Raw genomic sequence first — 20879 nt, 5'->3', positions numbered from 1 at the left:
CGTTGGGGTGCGTGCATCGCAAGGCGGAGGAGGGAGCCCAATGCAGCGCATTGGCGACCGACGACAACGCGGCGAGGTGCGTGCCCCGGCGTCGCCCCGCAGGCGGGAGTTCGGCGGCAGGCCGTGGTTCACGGCTGGGCGGGAACCTCCGCCGGGCGCTTGAACATCCGGGTGGCGGTGATCTCGCCGTGGATGGTCGGGCCGTCCGGGTCCTGCGGGGCGGGCAGGCCCGGGCGCAGGTGCTCCTCCACCGAGATGTACTTGAGGCCGGCCCGCAGGTCGGCGTCGTTGCGCAGGCGGATCACCAGCGGGAACTCGGCGAGCGCCGTGGTGTCGAACAGGCCGGTGGTGTAGATCAGCTGGACGCCGAGCGCGTCCGCCACCGCGCGCTGGAGCTCCAGCAGGTAGGTGGCGTTGGCGCGGCCGATCGGGTTGTCGAGGAACAGCGTGCCGGCGTGCCGCAGTTGGGACTGGCCGCGGTCGTTGGCGCGCAGCGCGGCCATCGTGCAGTAGAGCGCGATGGCGGCGGTGAGCAGCTGGCCGCCGGAGAAGACGTCGGACATCTGGCCGACGCTCACCCGCTCGGCGCGCAGCACCGCGTCGGGCTTGAGGATCTCGACGCTGACGCCCTTGGGGCCGATCGCGGCGGCGACGCCGCGCAGCAGCAGGGACATGCCGTCGCGGCGCAGGTCGCTGTTCTTCCGGACGGCGGCACGGGTGGCCTCGTCGATGACCTCGCCGAGGCGCTCCACCAGGGTGGTGTGGTCCGGGTCCTCGAAGCGGATCCGCAGGAACTCCTGGCCGGACCACTCCCCCAGGCCCTCGGGCAGCCGGGACAGCCGCTGGGCGGCCCGCAGGGTGGTGAGCGAGGACTCGACCAGTCCGCGCAGCCGGTCGACGATCGAGCCGCGGTTGCGCTCCAGCTGGGTGAGCTCGTCGGTGAGCACCCGCAGCCGGGGGGCGAAGGCGGTGGCCCAGGCGGCCGCGTGCTCGGGCAGCGCGGACGCGGGCAGCTCGCGGATCTGCTGGCGGGCGGGGGTGCGGACGGCCTCGTAGCGGGCCGCGTTGGCGTGCCGGACCAGGGCGTCGGAGGCGTCCCGGACGGCGAGTTCGGCGGAGGACAGCTCGCCGACGGACGTGCGCAGCGCGCGGCGGGCGTCGGTGGAGGCGTTGCGGGCCTCGGGCAGCGAGCCGAGGTAGGGCTCGACCGGCCGGCCGTCCTCCTCCTGCTGCTCGCGCAGGCCGTCGCGCAGCTGGCCGGCCAGCTCATCGAAGTCGGCGGCGGCGGACTGGGCGGCGTCGAAGGTGCGCTGGAGGTCGGCGTGCGCGGTGCGGGCGGTGTCGACGGCCTCGCGGCACTCGGCGAGCCGGCCGGTGGCCGTGCGCAGCAGGACCTGGGCGTGCTCGGGGTCGGCCGGGACGAGTTCCTCGGGCAGCTCGGTGTGCGCCTCACCGTCGGCCGGGGCGGAGCGCTCGGCCTCGCCGCGCAGGCGGCCGAGCTGCTCGCTGGCGGCGGCGGAGCGGGCCTCGATGGTGGCGACCAGCTCCTCGGCGCGGGCCGCGGCGGCCTGGCGGGCGGGGCCGTCGGCGCCGTCGGGGCTGCCGAGGAGTTCCTCGGCGCGGGTGCGGACCTTGTTGGTGAGGCGGTCGAGCTCGGTCGCGGCGGCGGCCTCGTCGCCCTCGGCGCGGGCCTGCTCGGCGCGCAGGTCGGCGCCGACGCCGACCTTCTCGTACAGCTGGGAGGCGGCCCGGTAGGCCTCGCGCAGGGCGGGCAGCGCGGCGGGGGCGGTCTGCTCGGCGGGCTCGTCGGCCTGCTCGGCGGCGGGGATCTCGGCGCGTTCGGCGCGCAGCGCGCGCACGGTGCGGCGGGCGTCGTCGGCGGCGCGCTGGGCGGCTCGGCGGTCCTCGTCGCAGGTGCGGGCGCGTTCGGCGCAGACGGCCTGGCGGCGGTCGCACTCGGCGGCGTCCTCGGCGAGTTCGCGCTGGCGGCGGGCCCAGGTGGCGCGCTCGCGCAGCCGGAAGGCGAGGCCGGAGAGGGCGTCGGCGCGGCGGCGGGCGCGCTGGGCGGCCTCCCGCTGCTCCTCGTGGGCGGAGGCGGCGGCCGCGTGGTCGGTCTCGGCCTCGTCGTGGTCGGAGCGCAGGGTGGCCAGCGCGGCGGCGGCCTGCTCGGCGTGCTCGCGGCCGGCCTCGGCGGCGGCGGCGAGTTCGGCGAGGGTGCCGGGCGGGCAGCTGGCGTGCCAGGAGGCGAGCCGGGCGGCGAGGGCGCGGTCGGCGCCGAGCCGGCCGGCGAGTTCGCGGATGTGCTCCTCGCGGGCGGCGGCGCGGGCGCGCAGTTCGCGGCGCTCGCCGTCGGCGGCGGACTCGTCGTGCATGGCCGGGTTCGGCGGCACCAGGAAGAAGGCGGGCCGGTCGGTGATCGGGGCGATCAGCGAGGCGGCGGCGCCGACGGCGACGGTGGAGCGGGGCAGCAGGGCGGCGGCCTGGAGGGCCTCGCGGGCGCGCTCCAGCGAGGCCGGGTCGGTGACGACCACGCCGTCCACCAGTTCGGGGCGGGCGGCGAGGATCGCCTCGTGGTCGGCGGGGTCGACGGACTGGGCGAGGTAGCGCCAGCCGGGCAGGGCGGGGATGCCGTGCTCGGCGAGGTACTCGACAGTGGCCAGCACGTCGGGGCCGGGCGGCAGCAGGCCGCCGTCACCGAGGGCGGCGAGGATGCGGGAGTCGTCGGCGGCGGCGGTGCGCAGGTCGAACAGGGTGCGTTCGGCGGTGGCGATGGCCTCGTCGAGGAGTTCGCGCAGGTACTCGGCGTTGCGGTCGAGCACGGCGGGGGTGAGGAAGCCGGCGTCCTCCTCGCCGCCGTCCTGGTACGGGGTGAGGGAGAGCAGGTCGGCGAGGCGCTGCTCGGTGGCGAGCAGGGCGGCGGTGCGCTGCTCGGCGGCCAGCGCGCGGGCCGCGTCCTTGCGGGCGTCGCCCGCCCGTTCGGCGGCGAGTTCGGCGCGGGAGGTGGCGGCGGCGGCCTCCCGCAGCCGGGTGGCGCAGGCCTCCGCGACGGTCCGGGCCTGGGCGAGGGCCGCGGCGGCGGCCTGCTCCACGTCGGCGGCGTGCAGGGCGGCGCGGGCCGGGTCCGCGTCGCCGTCGGAGTCGATGAACCCGGCCTCGACGGCGGCCTCGGTCTCCTGCTCGACCTCGGCGAGGCGCTGGCGCAGGTGCTCGGCCTCGCTGCGGGCCTTCTGGGCGGCGGTGGCGGCCTCGGTGGCGGCGGACTGGGCCTTGCCGCCGTCCTCCTGGAGCTCGCTCGCGCGCTGCTCCTCGGTGTCGGCGCGGGTCTCGGCGGCCGCGGCGGCGGCTTCCAGGGCGCGGGCGAGCGCGCCGGCGGCGCGGGCGCGGGCGGCGAGCGCCGGGGCGGCGTCCAGTTCGGCCTCGCGGATGGCGACGGCGACCCGGGCGACCCGGTCGGCGGCGGCGCGCTGGCGCAGCACGGCCTCGGCGGCCTGCCAGGCGGAGTGCAGGGTGCGGGCGTCGATGAGTTCGCGGCGCAGGGTGGCGGCCTCGGCGGTGGCCGCGGCGAGGCTCAGGGTGGCGTGCCGGTGGGTGAGTTCGTCGGCGATCAGGCTGTGCCGGGTGCGGTCGGACTCGGCGGCGGTGACGGCGCTCACGGCGGCGGCGACCTCGATGGCGAGGTCCTGGGCGCGGTCGCGTTCGGCGGCGGCGCGGGAGGTGAGGGCGTGGGCGAGGCGGCGGGCGCGGCGTTCGGCGGTGCGGTGCGCCTCGCGGACGGTCTCGCGGGCGGCGGTGGCCTCGACGATGCGTTCCAGCAGGTCGAGCGAGCCGGCGGTGAAGTCGCGTTCGGCGGTGAGTTCGGAGCGCAGGCCGAGCTTGGCGGCGAAGCCGTGGACGAGGTCGGCCAGACCGTCGGTGTCCCGGGTGTCGGTGACGGCGCGCAGCAGCAGGTCGGTGAAGTCCTTGTCCTGCTTGACCGCGAAGAGGCCGGCCGCCTCGCCCTCGTCGGCGTTCATCTCGCGCTGGTAGCGGAAGAGTTCGGGGTCGAGGCCGAGTTCGCCGAGGTGTTCGGTCCAGCGGTCGTGGCCGTCCTCGAAGACCAGGTCGAGGTGGGGGTGGGCCTTGCCGGCCTCGGTGAGGGCGTCGCGGAAGCCCTTCATGGTGCGGCGGCGGCCGCGGGCCTTCTGGTCGCCGACCAGGCTGACCCGTTCGGCGACGGGGAGCGAGTCGAGGGTGAGGCCGGGGCCGGGGCGGAAGGAGTACCAGGTCTCGGCGAACTTGCGCGGGTCGGAGGAGACCTGGCGGCCGCGCCACTCGCTGACCTTGCCGACCACGATCGGTTCGCCGGTGACGGTGTGCTGCCACTCCAGGGCGACGTGGCCGCAGTCGTCGGCGAGCAGGAACTTGCGCAGCACGCCGGAGCTGGCGCCGCCGAGGGTGTTGCGGTGGCCGGGGAGCATCACCGAGAAGATCAGCTTGAGCAGGACGGACTTGCCGCCGCCGTTCTCCAGGAAGAGCACGCCGGCCGGGGCGGGGCGGCGGACCGGGCCCTCGGTGTCCTCGCCGAACAGGCCGATCTGCTGCGGGGCCGGGTCGGCGACGGGCTCACCGACGCCGCGCAGGTCGAGCACCGTGTCGGCGTAGCGCGCGCCGGCCGGTCCGATCGAGTAGAGGCGGACCCGGTTGAGCTCGTACATGTGCGGCGGTTCTCCGTGCGTCTTATGGGGTTGTCAGAGCGATCAGAGCGAGTGGAACGGCAGGCCGGCGTCGGCGACCAGCTCGTCGCCGGTGTCCGGCGGCAGCAGGCTGGCGGTGCCGTCGGAGACCGGGACGATGCCGAGGTCGAGCAGTTCGGCCATCGCGGCGCCGCCGGCCAGGTCGCGGACCTGGAGCTGGTAGCGGGCGGTGGTGCGGTAGGTGCCGCCGGAGTCGTCGGAGACCTTCTGCAGGAAGCCGGAGTCGACCAGGAACATCACCGCCTTGGCCACGATGCCGATGGTGGAGCCGGAGAGCCGGCGGGCGTCCTTGGTGGCGCCGGTGGCGGTGCGCCGGGCCCAGACCCGCCAGGCGGCCTCCAGCCCGGGGGCGTCGCTGGCCGGGTCGGTGTTGGCGCCCTCGGCGTCGGCCTGCTCCTCCAGGCGGCGGCAGGCCTGGCGGACGAAGGAGTCGACGCCGTTGACGGTGATCCGGCCGAGGTAGCCGTCGTCGGCGAGGTCCTCGGGCCGGGGGAAGGCCATCGCGGCGACGGCGAGGTGGGCCAGTCCGTGCAGGAAGCGGTCGGTGGACTCGGAGGCGGCGCGGCGCGAGTAGTCGCCCATCCGGACGGCGAACAGCGACTCCTCGGCGGCGGCGACGGCCATGCCGGCCCGCGGCGAGACCTCCAGGACGACCAGGCCCATGCCGGTGGCGACGGCGTCGGCGAGGCGGGCAAACGGCGGGTCCTCGCGGTGGCGGCGGACGAGTTCGGCGTACTCGGCGTCGCGGGCGGGGAGCAGCTTGGCCTGGAGGCCGAAGGAGACCAGCCGGGCGGCGTCGGCGACGTCGGCCGGGGTGATCGGCGCGGGGGCCGCGGGTTCGGTCTCGGCCGCCCAGGACGTGTCGTGGTGGGTCGTCACGGGCGGTGCTCCTCGGGGGTGGCGCGGTGGTGGTGGTTCGTCAACGTGGGTGCCTGTGGGTGTCGCGGCCGGGCCGGTCAGCCGGCGTCCTTGCGGTCGGCGGCCATGCCGACCGCGTCGAGCAGGGCGCTGCCGACGATCAGGTCGGCGCCGCCGAACTCCCGGTCGCGCAGCGGGGTGCCGTCGTCCACGGCGAACAGCAGCCGCTCCTCGCCCTGGCGGTAGGCGGTGCCGACCGGCGGGCTGGCCGCGTGCACGGCCAGCAGGGCGACCAGGTACGGGAGTTCCGGGTCCTGCTTGCGGGCGTCGGCGAGCAGGCCGGAGAGCCGGCGGGGGGCGTCCGGGGGCAGGTCGAGCAGGACCTGGGCGGCTTCCAGCTGGGCCTCGGAGAAGCGGCTGTCGTCCGGGGTGGCGACGAGGTCCGGGTCGGGCAGTTCGGCGCCGAGGTGCTCGCGCTCGACCGGCGGGGTGAGCAGCAGGTCGACCAGGTCGGCGACCCGGACCGAGACGGGGGTGCGCAGGCCGGCGCCGCGGGCGAAGAAGGCGCCGGTGGGCCGGACGGCCTGCTCCACCGGGAGCCGCAGCACGGGGGCGAGCAGCTGGCCGTACAGGTCGATGCCGCTGCGGGCGCCGGGGGCGGCGAAGGCCTGCCGGTCCTGCTCGGCGCGGAACAGCGGCCCGGCCTCCAGCAGCCGGGTCTGGAGCTGGGTGTGGCGGCGGATGCAGTCCTTGACGATGTCGACCAGTTCGGCGGCGCGGCGCTTGTGCTCCTGGTCCTCGGCCTCGTCGCGGGCCTTGCGGATGTTGGTGAGAATCGCGTTCTCGTGCCGGTAGCGGTCGGCGATGTGGTCCAGCGCCTCGTCGATGAGGTCGGGGACGGCCTGCATCCAGTCGACCGCGCGGACGTTGCGGCGGGTGGCGTCGAGGGCGCGGCGCAGCGTCTCGGCGTACTGGACGGTGCGGTAGCGGGCCTGCTCGGCGGCGAGCTGGGCGTCGGCCAGGCGGCCGCGGCGGATCAGCACCTCCAGCTTGACCTCGGCGGCGATCTGGGCCGAGGTGACGTCGGTGTCGAGCGCGCCGACCAGGACGTTGACCGCCTCGTCGGTGGTGCGCAGGTAGACACCGCCGTCGGGGCCGGGGACCTCCTCGATCAGCTTGAAGTCGTAGTCCCGGCGGACGTACTCGCCGTCGGCGCCGAAGGTGCCGTAGACGGCGCGGAAGCCGCGGTCCACGCTGCCGACGTTGATCAGCGACTCCAGCACCCAGCGGGCGACCCGCTCGTGCTCGGGGGCGGGCCGGCGCGGGGCCTGGGCGGCGACCCGGGGCAGCATCCGGGCGAGCACTATCTCGCGGTCGGCCCCGGTGTCGAAGTCCATGTGCAGGGTGACCAGGTCGATCGCGGCGAGGCCGACCTCGGCCATCGCGTAGCCGCCGTACTCGCCGGCCAGGTTGACCTTGCGGTTGTCCAGGTCGTGCAGCGGGGCGGTGCAGGCCAGCGCCTTGAGCCGGCGGGCCAGGCCCTCGTCGGCGGCGGGGCCGGGCGCGGGCCGCGGTGCGGGCACGGCGGCGCCGGCGGCCGGGCGGAGGCCGGGCTCGGTGGGCGGGTCAGCGATGACGGTCACGGTGGACAAGATTAGAGGTTCGCACCGACATCGACCGAAACGGACCTTGTGGACGGGCGGAGCGGCAGCTGGGTGGCGGTCCCCGGGGCCGAAACGGAACGGGGTTTCGACGGGATTCCGCCATTCTCGAACGGTCATGCGAGAAAACCGTGAGGTCAGCGCGATGGTTCGGTGATGATCGACCCATGATCACCCGACTGGCGAAAGCCGGCCTCGCCGCCGCGCTGTCCGTGACCGTCCTCAGCACCGGTGCCGCCGTCGCCGCGGCGGCCCCCGGGGCGCCCTCCGCGTCGACCTCCGCCCAGCACGTGACCGTGTCGCAGAGCGGGAACTACCCCGGCGGCATCTTCACCTCCGGCAACATGTCGGCGAGCTGGACCTCCGCCGGCACCGCCGACCTGACCGGGCCGACCCACTTCACCGTCGACCTGCCGCCGGGCGTCACCACCGACGGCGCGATGTTCTACTCCACGCCGTACGACTACACCTTCACCGAGACCCTCTCCCCCGACGGCCGCCACCTGGAGGCCGTGCTCACCGGCACCCGGGTGGTCGGGAAGAGCGAGTTCATGAAGCTCAACCTGCGCACCACCCCGGGCGTGCCGATCGCCGGCGTGATCACGGTCACGGCCGCCAACCCCAACGACACCGACCCGACCGGGCACGTCTCCCGGTACGACCTCGGCAGCCGCGGCTACCTGCCGGCCACCGTCCAGGCCGCCCCGGCCGTCAGCGGCCTCGGCACCACCACCGGCCCGGGCACCGGCGGCACCGCGGTGACCGTCAACGGCAGCAACCTGTCCAACGGCATGGTGCTGGTCGGCGGCGTGCCCGCGCCGGGCACCTGCACCGACACCGCCTGCACGGTGACCACCCCCGGCGGATCGGGCAGCGCCCCGGTCAGCGTGGTGACCCCCGGCGGCACGGCCGCCTCCCCGGTCGCCTTCGACTACACCGGCGCCGCACCGGCGGCGCCGCCCGCGCCGGTGGTGAGCAACCTGACCACCAAGAGCGGGCCGGTGGCCGGCGGGACCCAGGTGTACCTCCAGGGCACCAACCTGACCTACGGCTCGATCACCTTCGGCGGGGTGCCGGCCGCGCACGTCTCCTGCGGGCCGTCCTTCTGCTCGGCGACCTCCCCGGCGGGCGCCGCGGCCGGGCCGGTGGACGTGGTGCTCACCACGGCGGGCGGCACCAGCGCGCCGGTGACGTTCACGTACACGGCGTAGCCGTTCCCCCTCCCGGTGCCCGGGTGCCGCTTCGGCGCCCGGGCACCGGTGCGTCCGGGGGCGGTCGCGAGGGGGCCGCGAGGGGGCGGCCGCCCACGGGTCGCCGGCTTCCCGGGGGCCGTGTTGAACACGTTCAAATCGAGGGTCTAGAGTCGGCCGTACGCAGACGGGACAAGGCCCGCCTGCACAACCGGCATGGGCGCGCGCCCGGCGCGCGCGGGAGGTGTGCGTGATGGACGGCGATCCTGCGGTCATCCTGCGGCGGATCCGGCGCTGGCTCGGGTTCTTCCTGGTCTGCCTGGTGCTGAGCGGCCTGACCGCCTTCCCGCTGGAGACCGAGACCGGCTGGCTGGTCGACCTCGCCTCCGGCCCGGCCGCCCCGCTGGCCGACCGCTTCCCGGGCGCCGCGGCCTGGTTCGAGCGGGTGCACACCGGCCTCGTCGAGACCAACCGGAGCTACCCCTTCCTGGCGTACGGCAGCGACTGGCTGGCCTTCGCCCACCTGGTGATCGGCGCCGCCTTCTGGGGGCCGCTCAAGGACCCGGTCCGCAACATCTGGGTGATCCGCTGGGCGGTGCTCGCCTGCGGCGCGGTGATCCCGCTGGCGCTGATCTGCGGACCGCTGCGCGGGATCCCGCTGGCGTGGCGATTCATCGACATGTCGTTCGGCGTCTTCGGTGTCGTTCCGCTGCTGATCGTGCTCCGCGCCCTGCGCCCGCTGGAACGTTCCTTCCAGGAACGCCTAGCCGCGAACTGAGCCGACCGCCCCGGGGTGCCGCCCCGGGGCGCGTGCGTGCAGGCTGCGCGCCGGTGGGCCCGTCGGCCGTCCGGGTGACGGGCAACGGGCTTCACCGCCAGGCCCTACCATCTGGCTCAACAGCTGCTGGGAGGCGGACGGGCGTGGCCGATGCGGTGATCGATCTCAATGCGGACCTCGGCGAGGGGTTCGGACGCTGGACCCTGACCGACGACGAGGCCCTGCTCTCCGTGGTGACCAGCGCCAACGTCGCCTGCGGCTTCCACGCCGGGGACCCGTCCACGATGCGCCGGGTCTGCGCGCTGGCCGCCGAACGCGGCGTCCGGATCGGCGCCCAGGTCTCCTACCGCGACCTCGCGGGCTTCGGCCGCCGCGCCATGGACGTCCCACCGGAGGAACTCGCCGACGAGATCGCCTACCAGATCGGCGCCCTCCAGGTCTTCGCCCGGGCCGCCGGCTCCCGGGTCTCCTACGTCAAACCGCACGGCGCGCTCTACAACCGGGTGGTCTCCGACTCCGAGCAGGCCGAGGCCGTGGTGGCCGGGGTGCTGCGGGCCGGCGCGGTCTGCGACGGGCCGCTGCCCGTCCTCGGACTGCCCGGCTCCCGGCTGCTCGCCGTCGCCGAGGGGGTCGGACTGCCGGTGGTCGCCGAGGCCTTCGCCGACCGCGCCTACACCTGGGCCGGCACCCTCGTGCCGCGCCGCGAGCCCGACGCGGTGGTGCACGACCCCGAAACGGTCATCACCCGGGCCGTCGGGATCGCCCGGGACCGCGCGGTGGAGGCCGTCGGTGGCGACCGGATCGCCGTCGAGGCGCGCTCGCTCTGCGTCCACGGCGACACCCCCGGCGCCGCCCAGCTCGCCTGGCGGATCCGTGGGGCGCTCGCCTCGGCCGGGGTGCGGGTCGAGGCGTTCGCGTGACGGGCGGCGCCGGGGAGCGGCCCGGCGGGGAGCGGCTCGGCGCGGGCCCTCCCGGTGCGGGCCCGGCGGTGCGGCGGGTCGGCGAGCGGGCGCTGCTGGTCGAGCTCCCGGGGACGGCCGAGGTCGCCGCGCTGTACGGCTGGCTGCGCGACCGGCAGACCGGCGGGGAGCTCGGCGAGGTCGGCGAGATCGTGCCCGCCGCCCGCACCGTCCTGCTGGACGAGGTCGCGGACGTCACCGCGCTGGCGGCGCTGCTGCGCACCGCCCGCCCGACGGCGGCCACGACCGCGGGCGGGCCGCTGGTGGAGATCCCGACCGTGTACGACGGCGCCGACCTCGCGGAGGTCGCGGCCCGCTGGGGCGTCTCCGCCGAGGCGGCCGTACGGATCCACACCGAGCCCGAGTACGTGGTCGCCTTCTGCGGCTTCGCCCCCGGCTTCGGCTACCTCACCGGTCTGCCGCCGCGGTACGGGGTGCCGCGCCGGGCCACCCCGCGCAGCGCCGTCCCGACCGGCTCGGTGGCCCTTGCCGGGACGTACACCGGCGTCTATCCGAGCCCCTCCCCCGGCGGCTGGCAGCTGATCGGGCGGACGGCGCTGGCGCTCTGGGACCCGGCCCGGGAGCCGGCGGCCCTGCTGGCGCCGGGGGTACGGGTCCGGTTCACGGCGGTACGGGCGTAGCGGCGGGCCGGCCGGACCGGTGGCGGCGCGGGGGCCGCGTCCACGCCCGGTGGCGGCGCCGGACGCCCGTCAGCCCCGGCCCGACACCAGCTCCGCGATGACACGTTGGCCCGGGTCGAGCGCCGTCTCCCCCTCCTCGGCCGCCCAGACCGCGTTCTGCAGGACCCGGGCGAGGGTCCAGGCGGCCGCCGCCTCCCGGTCCACCTCCAGCGCCTCCACCAGCAGGTCGAAGCGGCGCCGCAGCGCCCTGGCCGGGCTGCCGCCGGCCGTGACGTCCGCCCAGCGGTTGCGCAGCGCGGGCAGCAGCTCGAAGCCAGGGTGCCCGGCCAGCGGCTTGGGGTCGATCGCCAGCCAGGGTGCCCGGTCGGTGTCCGGCAGCGGGGCGAGGACGTTGCCGTGGTGCAGGTCCCAGTGCAGCAGGCGGTCGCCCGGTTCGGCGCGGACGGCACGGAGGGCGGCCGCGCAGTCGGCGAGCAGGCGCCGTTCGTCCGGGTCGGTGTGGGCGGCAGCCGCGGCCGGGGCGCGCAGCAGCAGCTCGTCCGCGACGTCGGCCAAGGTGCGCAGGCCGGGCGGCGCCTGACGGAGCGTCAACTGTCGCAGCAGTTCGGCGATCACCCGTACCGCCGCGAGGTCGTCGGCCATCGTGAGCAGCGAGCGGGACGGGTCCAGGCGCTCCAACAGCATGGCGCCGGTGGCGGGTTGGTGGTCGAGCAGCCGGACGGCGCCACAACCGCCCCAGGCCCGGAGGGCGAGCGGCTCGCCCACCGTCTCCTCGTCCACCGGCTGGAGCTTGAGCGCCGCGGGCGTACCGTCGGCGCGGCGCACCGGCAGCACCAGCGCGACCACGCCGTGGGCCGCCGGGCCGTCCGGGCGCAGCTCCCAGCGTTCGGCCGACTCGGCCGCCAGGGAGGGGAGTCGGGCCACCCAGGCGCGTCCCCGCGCGCCGAGGGACCCGGCCAGTGACGCGGCCAGTGCGGGCGGGACGGCGACGGGCATCGTACGGGCTCCTCTCCGGCGGTGCCGTCCAGCCTAGGACGTCCGCGCCGGCCCCCCGAGCGCCGTGGCGGCCGCCGCCGCGAAGCCGTCCGGATTGTCGAGCATGATGGTGTGCCCGCAGTCCGGCACCGCCACCACCCGGACCCCGGCCGCGCGCAGGCCGTCGGCGTCCGCGGGGGCGTCCGCCTCCGGGTGGAGGAAGGTGCGCGGGAGGTCGAGTCCGAGCAGCAGGGCGCGCATGGTCGGCTCGCTGCCCCGGGCGAGGTGCACGGCGCTGCGGTGGAGGGCCTCGGGACCGGCCAGCCGCATGGTGGACCACCAGGACGGGCCGACCCGTTCGGCGACCTCCGCCCGGCCGCCGGCCAGGAACTCGGCCTCGGTGCGGGCCGCGATGCCGCTGCTGCCGATCCGCTCGGGGTCGGGGGCGATCGGGTCGAGGTTGGCGTCCACCAGGACCAGCCGGGAGACCAGCCCGGGGTGGCGGTGCGCCAGGACGATCGCGATCGCGCCTCCCATGCTGTGGGCGACCACCTCGACCTGCCGGAGCCCGGCCGCCGCGACGGCCGTGGCGACCGCGTCGGCGTGCTGCTCCAGGGTGTAGCCGAAGTCGGTGGGCCGGTCGCTGATCCCGAAGCCGAGCAGGTCGAGCAGCAGTGCGCGGCGTCCGGTGAGCAGCGGGTGGGCGGCGGCGGCCGCGAAGTAGACCGGTGAGCTGGCGCCGAGGCCGTGCAGGTAGAGCCGGGCGGGCTCGGCGCCGGGCAGCTCGACCCAGCGGATCCGGTCGCCGTTCGGGGTGACGGGGGCCTCGCGCACGTGCACACACTCCTGGGTCGGTTCGGGTCGGGTCGGGTCGCTCGGCGGTTCCGGTTCGGGACTGCCGAGGCCAGACCATACCTCGAAGTCGAGGTACACCGGAACCGATATACCGGCGCACCGAGACACCGATCTGGGAGAGTGGCCCCATGCTCAAGCTCGCGATCCTCGGCTTCCTGTACGACCGCCCACTGCACGGCTACGAACTGCGTCGCCACCTCGCCGCGCTCACCGGTCACATCCGCCCGATCAGCGACGGCTCGCTCTACCCCGCGATCAAGCGACTGGAGGCCGACGGCCTGCTGGTGCGCGAGACCGAGCCCGGCAGCGCCGCCGCGCCCCGGCACACCCTCCACCTGACCGGAGCCGGCCGCACCGCACTGCTCGACCGGCTGCGCGCGCCCGAGCCGCTCGACATCAGCGACGGCAACCGCTGGACCACCGTGGTCTCCTTCCTCCGCCACCTCGACGACCCGGCCGCCCAGGCCGCCGTACTCCGCCGCCGGCTGACCTTCCTGTCCGAGCCGGCCAGCTTCTTCTACGAGGGCGAGCGCCCGCGCAGCGCCGAGGAGTTCGCCGACCCCTTCCGGCGCGGCCTGCTGCTCACCGCCCGGGCCACCACCGAGGCCGAACTCGCCTGGCTGCGCGCCACCTTGGCGGATCTGGAGCTCCTGACGGGCTGACCGAAAGCCGCCCGGACCGCCTTTCCTCCCCGCCCCGCGCGTGTTCCGATGGCCCCCATGGGCAACGACTTGCACGAGAACGGCGGCGCGCACGGGCACGACGGGCGGCGTGAGGGCTACGAGGGCACGGGCGCGGGCGCGATCACGCCGGACGGCTGCGCGGTGGAGGTGTGGACCCGCCTCCCGGTGGGCGACGCCCCGGACGTGATCGAGGCGGCCGCCCCGCCCGGCGCCCGGATCCTCGAACTGGGCTGCGGCGTCGGCCGGATGACCCACCCGCTGGTCGAGCGCGGCTTCGCCGTGACGGCGGTGGACGAGTCCGCCGAGATGCTCGCCCGGGTGCGCCCGGAGGTCCGTACGGTGCGCAGCCCGATCGAGCGGTTGGACCTCGGCGAGCGCTTCGACGTCGTGCTGCTCGCCTCCTTCCTGGTGCACGCCGGCGATCCGGCCGTCCGCCAGGGCCTGTTGGAGACCTGCCGCCGCCACGTCGCCGGGGACGGCTGCGTCCTGGTGCAGCGCGAGGGCGAGGACTGGCACCGGAACGTGCCGCGGGAGAGCCGGATCGCCGGGACGGACGGGGTGGCCAGGATCCTCACGGCGACACCGGTCGGTGCCGGGGTGAATTCGGTCCGGACGGAGTACGTCTTCCCGGACGGCACCTGGACCCAGACCTTCCTGTCCCGCCCGCTCTCGACGGCGGCCTTCGAGGAGGCCCTGGCGGACGCCGGGCTGCGGATCGAGACGTACCTGACGGACGATCGGACCTGGGTCCGGGCCCGGCCCGCCGGCTAGCCCGGCGCGGGCCGGGTGCGAGCCCGGTGCGAGCCCGGTGCGCAAAGTCCGATTAAAGGGTGAACAAAGAACTGTTACCTTCACCCCGTACCATCGGCCGCGCGCCGGGCCCGTGCGCGGCCCGGGGTCGCGCGGGTCGCGGTCGTCCGCACGCCCGCACGCCCGCTCCGACCCGCGAGGACCCGCCCATGCCGCACCCCCGCCACGCCCGCCCGATACCCCCGGCGGGTGTTCGGTGATCGACTGGTTCCACGGGGCCGTTCTCGGCCTGATCCAGGGGCTCACCGAGTTCCTGCCGATCTCCTCCAGCGCCCACCTGCGGGTGTTCTCGGCCCTGTTGGGCTGGGACGACCCGGGCGCCGCCTTCACCGCCGTGACCCAGCTCGGCACCGAGGCCGCCGTGCTGATCTACTTCCGCCGGGACATCGCCTCGATCGTCCGCACCTGGGCGCTGTCGCTGTTCCGCCCGGCGCTGCGCTCCGATCCGGACGCCCGGATGGGCTGGTTCGTGATCCTCGGGACGCTGCCGATCGGCGTCCTCGGCAAGCTGTTCCAGGACTCCATCGAGACCCACCTGCGCGACCTGCGGGTCATCGGCACCACGCTGATCGTGTTCGGCCTCGTCCTGGCCCTCGCGGACCGCACCCGCGCCGTCCGCCACGCCCGTCCGATCACCGACCTGACCCTGCCGCACGCGGCCGCCTACGGCTTCGCCCAGGCGCTGGCGCTGATCCCCGGGGTCTCCCGCTCCGGCGGCACGATCAGCGCGGGCCTGCTGCTCGGCTACAGCCGGGAGGCGGCGGCCCGCTACTCGTTCCTGCTCGCGATCCCGGCGGTGCTCGCCTCGGGGACGCTGGAGCTGTTCAAGATCGGCGAGGGCCCGGCGCCGGCCTGGGGTCCGACGATCCTGGCCACCCTGATCGCCTTCGCGGTCGGCTACGCGGCGATCGCCTGGTTCCTCAGGTACATCTCGAACAACAGTTTCCTGCCGTTCGTGGTGTACCGGGTGCTGCTCGGCGTTCTGATCATCGGTCTGGTGGCGGGCGGCGTGCTGGCGCCGGACGCGGGTTCGGTCAAGTAGAACGCGGTTCCACCAGTGGCGCCGGAACGGCCCGGGGAAACGGTGGGCCGGGGCACCGACACGGTGCCCCGGCCCACCCGGTGCCGGACGGACCTACCGCCCGGGCTCCCGGGCGGTCAGCCGGCCGCGGACGGCGGCGTGGACCTCGGCCTCCTCGGCCGGGTCGGCGGCGAGCCTGCGCAGTCGCTCCAGCACACGCGCGTCGCCGGTGGTGGCGACATGGCGCGCGGCGAGCTCGCGGGTGGACTCCTCGCAGTCCCAGAGGCACTCGACGGCGGGCCCCTCGGGGAAGCGCACATCGGTCACGGCGAGCGCCCGGGCGGCGCGGCCGCGCAGTTCGGAGGAGGCGGCCTCCCCGTAGACGTGGCGCAGGACCGGGACGGCGTCGGCGGCGGCCAGCCGCCCCGCACCGTCGACCAGGGACCCGAGCCCGGTACCGCTGACCCCGTGCACGGAGATCCAGCGGCGCAGACCGGCGACCACCAGCGGGGCGTCGGCCGGCTCGCCCGCGTCGGCGAGCAGGCGCACGGCGGTCTCGCCCAGCGCGCTGTCGGCGCCCCCGCTGGCCGGGTCGGCCCAGCGGCGGGCCTGCGCCAGCACCTCGGGGCCGCGCATCCGGCCGAGCAGCTCCAACGCGGCCCGGACGATCCGGTCGTCCACGTCAGCTGCGGCGGCCTCGATCAGTTCGAGGGCGGCCCCGTCGCGCTGGTCGACCAGGTAGCGCAGGGCGGCCCGCCGGGCGCCGGGCAGGCCGTCCCGGGCGGCCTCCAGCAGGAGCGGACGGTCCTCGGGGCGGACCACGGCGGTCAGACAGCGGGCGGCCGCGGCGGCCCGGCGGTCCACCGCGTCGGGGCCGGAGCGGTCCTCGTCGGTGCGCACGGGCTCGGGGCGGCTCAGGAAGGCACCGGCGCCGAGATCGCCCAGCTGGCCCTGGTCGGCCCAGGCCAGGACGTCGGCGGTGGACCAGCCCGGGGTGACGCCACCGCGGTTGAGCTGGCGCTGCCAGAGGTCGAAGGGCGACTGCTCGGCGGCGGCGGCCACTCTCGGGTGGTAGGCCGCCCAGAGCCGCCAGGGCCTGGGTTCGTAGGCGTTGCGGATGAAGTCGCGCAGCTCGGCGTCGCCCTCCGGACCCGGCGGGAACCGGTCCAGCACGGCCGTCCCGAGCAGCAGCAGGCCCCGGTCGTCGTCGCGCAGGGCGAGTTCGTCGAGGGCCCAGGCCCAGTTGGCGCCCGTGGCGGCGTACTCGCGCAGCATCAGCAGCGCGTCGCGCCGGCCGTAGGCGGCGAGGTGGCCCAGGACGGAGAGGGCGAGGCCGGTGCGGCTCTCGTCGTCGCTGACGAGGTCCTCGGCGGAGTGGAGGTGGTCCTCGATGCCCTCGAGGGAGGCCTCCAGCTCCATGTAGAGGCGTGCGTAGTAGAGGGAGCGGCTCTCGACCTGCCAGTCGGCCCGCGGATCCCTGGTGACGCATTCCTCCAGCGCGGCGATGGCCTCGGCACGGTCGGCGGCCAGCGCATGGAGCTGCCCGTCACCACGGCCTCGTTGCAGGAGGCCAAGGAGGCTGGCGCTAGGTGCTATCACTGGCTCGAACATGAGGTCAGCATCCGTTGCGGCGGTCGTAGTGGCAACGGGATTTCCGTCGCCGGGGTCTCTGGTCGGTACTGCGGTGGGCGCCCGGGCGCCGGAATCACCGAAGGTTACCGCCTCGGACCCCCTTCCGCACACAGGGCGACGAAGGCCGCTGCCACAGTGGCATATGCCAGGGGAACTTTGCCTGCGTTCTGTCCAAATCGCCCACACCGCCCGGAACGCTGTGCGACAGTCTTCTCACCACCACGACACCCCGCACACGGGGGGACACACCGAGCGATGGACCCGTCATGAACATGTCCTCAGGCACCGCCCGCCCGCCGGACACCGCCACGGTGGTGGACGGCGTCCGGGCGGGCGCGGACGGCAACGCCGACGACGGCTCCGACAGCGGAACGGACGGCAGAGTGGACGGCACGGCGCAGGAGCCGTCCGGGCCCCACCTCGGCGGCGGCCCCGGCGAGGACCGGCCCGTCGGCTCGGCCGAGTGGGACCTGCTGACCGACGGAGTCCGCTGGGACCAGGCGACCTACCTCCTCCTCGGCTGCGACCCTGGCCGCGGCCCGCTCAGCCTGGACCGGCTGCCCGACCGCCTCCCCGAGGCGGACCGGCCGCTGCTGCGGCGGATGATGACCGACGCCCTGGTGCACGGCCGTCCGGCCGCCGGCACCCTGCGGATCCGACGCCCCGGCGGACGGCACGACCACGTCGAGTGCGCGGGCGAGCCCGTGCTCGACGCCGACGGCACCGTCACCGCGCTGCGGATGCTGCTCCGGCCGGCCCCGCCGACCTGAACCCCGGGCCTTCCCGGCCGGGCCTCTCCCGCTCGCGCCCTGCCCGCTCGCGCCCTGCCCGCTCGCGCCCTGCCCGACCGGCCCCGTGCCGCTCCGACCCCGGACCGGCCGCCCGTCTCACGACGGCCGCGGCCGGTTCTTCGCGTCCGCCGCCCGCAGCTCCCGCCCGAGCTGCGCCCGCAGCTCGTCCACCACCGGCAGCCCCCGGTACCGGGCGGTCAGCCGGTACATCTCCCGCAGCCGGTCCCAGGTCCGGTGCGAGGAGTTCTGGCCGATCAGGTTCATCACCATCTTGGCCTGGAACTCCGCCGCGTCCGGCTCCCCGGTGATCCAGTGCACCGAGGCCAGGGTGATCCGGTCGAACAGCGCCGACCGCAGCTGCCCGGTGCCCTCCCGCAGGGTGATCACCCGCTCCGCGTGCCGCCGGGCCCGCGGGGCCGCCGCCGGGTCGTGCTCGGCCAGGGTGCGCAGCACCAGCGCCTGCATGCCGCGCAGCTCGGCCTCGTCGAAGACCTGCATCCAGGTCGGCGGCGGCTCCGGCGCGTCCTCGGTGAAGAGGTCCTCCGCCTCGCCGAGCAGCCGGTAGGTGTCCTGGGAGTGCCCGATCGAGGCGTGCGCCCAGGCCTCGACGGTGTTGAACATCGCCCGCGCTCTGGGCAGCAGCAGGCCGCCGCCCGCCTTGGCCGCCGACATCAGTTCGATCGCGTCGTCGGCCCGGCCGAGGTGCACCATCTGCCGGGCCGCCCGGGAGATCGCCTCGCCGGCCCGCGGCCGGTCACCGGCCTCCTTGGCGGCCTCGGCCGCCATCATGAAGTACTTCTGGGCGGTGGGCTCCAGGCCCACGTCGTGCGACATCCAGCCGGCCAGCACCGCCAGGTTGGCCGCGACCAGCCACAACCGCTGCTCCACCACCGGGGCGTGCCGGTGCGTCAACAGGCCGCCGACCTCGTTGAGCTGGCCGACCACCGCCTTGCGCTGGAGCCCGCCGCCGCGCGCGGCGTCCCAGGCCCGGAACACCTGCACCGAGCGCTCCAGCGACTCCACCTCGTCGAGCCCGACCGGGCCCGCGTCGTACACGTCGACCACCGGGCGCGCGCCGCCCCCGGTGACCACCTGGCGCGGGCCCGGCAGGGAGGCCGCGTACGCGACCGCGTCCCCGCCCAGCCAGCCCTTGAGGGAGTCGGCGACGACCGCCCCGGCCGTGAGCGCGGCTCCGGCGCCCACCAATCCACGTCGGTTCAGCATGAGGTCCATTCCCGTGAACTCGGTGAGGACCGCGGCTGTTCGATCCGGCGACCACGGGACTGCTGCGGACGGCTCCGCTCCGGACCTGGTGGGCCGGTGTCGTTCCAGACCGAGGTCCTCAGTGGTGACGACACGTCCGAGCCGCTCCGTGAACACGGCCGCCAGCACCCTCGGCACCGGATCGCGCGGGATCTCCCCCTGCTCGATCCACCGCCGTACCCTCGACGTGTCGGTGGACAGCTGCTGCTGACCCATCGCGGCACCCCGACGGTTGACCAGCCGGGCCAGTTCGCCCTTGGACCATCCGGTCAGGACGAACAGATCGGCGAGTCGGGTGTTGGGTTCCCTGCTCAAATGAAGCCCCCAGGTTCCTCGGCACCTCCGAGGCTAGAGGCTCCGGCAAGTGCCAGGCGAGCATTCGCCACCGTTCGCCAGGGCCCGCCAGACTACTAAGCCAGTGCCCGACGGGTGTGTTGTAGGGATGCGCCACCTCGCCCCTCGGGTCGGGCGGCGTCCCACCAGCGTCGGGGCAGTCCCCCGACCGTGGCACGGGACGCCCCCGGTCCTCACCCGAGGGGGTGGCGCGGCCGGGTGGCGCGGGGGCGCCGGGCACGGCCGCGGCAGTCCGGCCGACCGCATTCCCCAGGGTGCGGACGACCGGGACGCCGTCGAACAGGGGTTCCTGACCCCTCGTCCGTGCCCGGCGCCCGCGCACCACCCACCGAAGCAGGGCCGCCGTCACGCCAGGAAGCACGCGGCACCAGCCCTCCCCCGCCCCGCGGGGCGAACCCGCAGACGGACCGGAAGGGACCACCCTCAGCCCATGTACTCCTCAGCGACGACCCCCACGCCGACCGCGAGCCGCACCGCGCTGCGCCCCCCCACCGCAGCCACCGGCCGTCCGGGGCCCCGGCAGGTGCCCCCGGCGAGCCGTCCGGTGGCCCCGCGGGGCACCGAGGGCCGGGCCGCGGACGCCCGCGTCCCGGTCGGCCGCACGGCGCTGGGACTGCGCACCCCCGAGGCCGCCCCCCCGGCCGGCCACCGCCTCCCGCTGGCCCGGCAGGCCGACGGCCAGGTGCTGCGCACCCGGCGCCCCGGCCAGCCGCTCGGGCCCGAGCGGATCGACCCGGCGGCGCTGCAGACCCCGTCGGTGCGGGCCGCGCTGGGGAGCATCGCGCGGATATGTCCGGCGTTCACCCCGCGCCAGGTCCTGCGCGAGGGCAGCCGCCACATCCTGGTGGCGGGCACCATCGGGCGGGCGCCGGTGGTCGCCAAGTGCCTGGCGCCGCAGGCGGTGCGGAGTGAGTACTTCGAGCAGCTGGTGGCCGACTTCCACCACGAGGTCGCGGTCTACCGGGCGTTCGTCCGGCACCGCCCGCCGGTGCGGCTGCCCCGGCTGGTCGCGGCCGACCACGACCGGTGCGTGCTGGTCATGGAGCGGATCCCCGGCCGCCCGGCCGCCCGGGAGCGCCACCCGGTCAACGCGCCCACCCCGGGCGAGGTCCGCGCGCTGCTCGGCGCGGTCCGGACACTGAACCTCTGGCGGCCGCCGAGCGACGTGTTCCAGCCGCGCCTGGACTACCAGTTGGAGATCGCCCGCTACCACTCGGTGGGCCAGCTCACCGACCGGGACGCCGGCGACCTGCGCGGCCTGCTGCACGGCCTGGGCAACACCCCGCTGCAGCTGTGCCACGGCGACGCGCTGCTCAGCAACATGCTGCTGGCGCCGTCCGGGCCGGTGCTGGTCGACTGGGAGCAGGCCGGCTGGTACCTGCCGGGCTACGACCTGGCGGTGCTCTGGGGCGTGCTCTCCGGCGACACCGCCGCCCGCCGCCAGATCAGCCAACTCGCCCAGAGCGGCGGCACCATGGCCCGGGACGCGTTCCTGGTCAACCTGGTGCTGGTGCTGATGCGGGAGATCCGGCTGTACGACGTGCCGGGCGCCGGCGAGGAGCAGCGGATCATGATCCGCCGGCTCTACGACGACGCCGCGCTGGCCCGCCGCGCGGTCCGGGCGGCGGTCGGCACCCGCTGACCACCTCCGCCCAACCCCCGTCACCGGCCCTGG

General features: G+C 75.8%; 16 protein-coding genes. 9 read left to right on the top strand and 7 right to left on the bottom strand.

Annotated features, from left to right (window positions below; genetic code table 11):
• Positions 1-128: 128 nt before the first annotated feature.
• From ACFY2K_RS38425 to ACFY2K_RS38415, 3 genes are all read right to left on the bottom strand, one after another.
• Positions 129-4694 carry a hypothetical protein gene (locus ACFY2K_RS38425; protein ID WP_380594836.1) on the bottom strand — a complete coding sequence of 1522 codons (4566 nt, stop codon included), beginning with the start codon at positions 4692-4694 and terminating at the stop codon, positions 129-131.
• A 42-nt stretch (positions 4695-4736) separates the two neighbouring features.
• Positions 4737-5612, bottom strand: a complete 876-nt coding sequence (locus ACFY2K_RS38420; protein ID WP_375892322.1) for a hypothetical protein — start codon at positions 5610-5612, stop codon at positions 4737-4739.
• A 77-nt stretch (positions 5613-5689) separates the two neighbouring features.
• Positions 5690-7225 carry a hypothetical protein gene (locus ACFY2K_RS38415; protein WP_380525632.1) on the bottom strand — a complete coding sequence of 512 codons (1536 nt, stop codon included), beginning with the start codon at positions 7223-7225 and terminating at the stop codon, positions 5690-5692.
• 194 nt (positions 7226-7419) lie between these two features.
• Between ACFY2K_RS38415 and ACFY2K_RS38410 the strand changes: the two genes are divergently transcribed.
• From ACFY2K_RS38410 to pxpB, 4 genes are all read left to right on the top strand, one after another.
• On the top strand, positions 7420-8463 hold the full coding sequence (locus ACFY2K_RS38410) for an IPT/TIG domain-containing protein (RefSeq protein WP_387717285.1): 1044 nt from the start codon (positions 7420-7422) through the stop codon (positions 8461-8463).
• Positions 8464-8695: 232 nt separating this feature from the next.
• Positions 8696-9220, top strand: coding sequence for a hypothetical protein (locus ACFY2K_RS38405; RefSeq protein WP_387717284.1), 525 nt, complete (start codon positions 8696-8698; stop codon positions 9218-9220).
• A 143-nt stretch (positions 9221-9363) separates the two neighbouring features.
• Positions 9364-10140, top strand: coding sequence for a LamB/YcsF family protein (locus ACFY2K_RS38400; RefSeq protein ID WP_375892327.1), 777 nt, complete (start codon positions 9364-9366; stop codon positions 10138-10140).
• 68 nt (positions 10141-10208) lie between these two features.
• Positions 10209-10820 (top strand): 5-oxoprolinase subunit PxpB, encoded by a 612-nt coding sequence (pxpB, locus tag ACFY2K_RS38395; RefSeq protein ID WP_380594846.1) that lies wholly within the window; start codon positions 10209-10211, stop codon positions 10818-10820.
• A gap of 69 nt (positions 10821-10889) precedes the next feature.
• On the opposite strand, the gene ACFY2K_RS38390 is transcribed toward pxpB, so the two are convergent.
• Both ACFY2K_RS38390 and ACFY2K_RS38385 read right to left on the bottom strand, forming a co-directional pair.
• Positions 10890-11816 (bottom strand): aminoglycoside phosphotransferase family protein, encoded by a 927-nt coding sequence (locus ACFY2K_RS38390; protein WP_380525626.1) that lies wholly within the window; start codon positions 11814-11816, stop codon positions 10890-10892.
• 33 nt (positions 11817-11849) lie between these two features.
• Positions 11850-12629 carry an alpha/beta fold hydrolase gene (locus ACFY2K_RS38385; RefSeq protein WP_387717282.1) on the bottom strand — a complete coding sequence of 260 codons (780 nt, stop codon included), beginning with the start codon at positions 12627-12629 and terminating at the stop codon, positions 11850-11852.
• A gap of 149 nt (positions 12630-12778) precedes the next feature.
• Between ACFY2K_RS38385 and ACFY2K_RS38380 the strand changes: the two genes are divergently transcribed.
• The 3 genes from ACFY2K_RS38380 to ACFY2K_RS38370 all read left to right on the top strand — a co-directional run bounded on the left by ACFY2K_RS38380 (position 12779) and on the right by ACFY2K_RS38370 (position 15185).
• Positions 12779-13312 carry a PadR family transcriptional regulator gene (locus ACFY2K_RS38380; RefSeq protein ID WP_375892330.1) on the top strand — a complete coding sequence of 178 codons (534 nt, stop codon included), beginning with the start codon at positions 12779-12781 and terminating at the stop codon, positions 13310-13312.
• Between the two features lie 57 nt (positions 13313-13369).
• Positions 13370-14104 carry a class I SAM-dependent methyltransferase gene (locus tag ACFY2K_RS38375; protein ID WP_387717280.1) on the top strand — a complete coding sequence of 245 codons (735 nt, stop codon included), beginning with the start codon at positions 13370-13372 and terminating at the stop codon, positions 14102-14104.
• A 238-nt stretch (positions 14105-14342) separates the two neighbouring features.
• Entirely contained in the window at positions 14343-15185 is an 843-nt protein-coding gene (locus tag ACFY2K_RS38370; RefSeq protein ID WP_380525629.1) for an undecaprenyl-diphosphate phosphatase, read from the top strand.
• Positions 15186-15278: 93 nt separating this feature from the next.
• Here the strand turns inward: ACFY2K_RS38370 and ACFY2K_RS38365 are convergent, their stop codons facing one another.
• Positions 15279-16775 (bottom strand): HEAT repeat domain-containing protein, encoded by a 1497-nt coding sequence (locus ACFY2K_RS38365; protein ID WP_380593206.1) that lies wholly within the window; start codon positions 16773-16775, stop codon positions 15279-15281.
• A gap of 287 nt (positions 16776-17062) precedes the next feature.
• Here ACFY2K_RS38365 and ACFY2K_RS38360 point away from each other — a divergent pair, with 287 nt between their 5' ends.
• Positions 17063-17566: a PAS domain-containing protein gene (locus tag ACFY2K_RS38360; protein ID WP_380525623.1), complete on the top strand. Its 504-nt coding sequence runs from the start codon at positions 17063-17065 to the stop codon at positions 17564-17566.
• Between the two features lie 117 nt (positions 17567-17683).
• Here the strand turns inward: ACFY2K_RS38360 and ACFY2K_RS38355 are convergent, their stop codons facing one another.
• Positions 17684-19165: a hypothetical protein gene (locus ACFY2K_RS38355; protein ID WP_375892337.1), complete on the bottom strand. Its 1482-nt coding sequence runs from the start codon at positions 19163-19165 to the stop codon at positions 17684-17686.
• A 469-nt stretch (positions 19166-19634) separates the two neighbouring features.
• On the opposite strand from ACFY2K_RS38355, the gene ACFY2K_RS38350 reads away from it, so the two are divergent.
• Positions 19635-20846 (top strand): phosphotransferase, encoded by a 1212-nt coding sequence (locus tag ACFY2K_RS38350; protein ID WP_375892338.1) that lies wholly within the window; start codon positions 19635-19637, stop codon positions 20844-20846.
• Positions 20847-20879: the final 33 nt, after the last annotated feature.

The sequence above is a fragment of the Kitasatospora sp. NPDC001309 genome (assembly GCF_042896295.1).
In the GTDB taxonomy this organism is placed as follows: Bacteria; Actinomycetota; Actinomycetes; order Streptomycetales; family Streptomycetaceae; genus Kitasatospora.
This window is presented reverse-complemented; position numbering and strand designations above follow the sequence as displayed.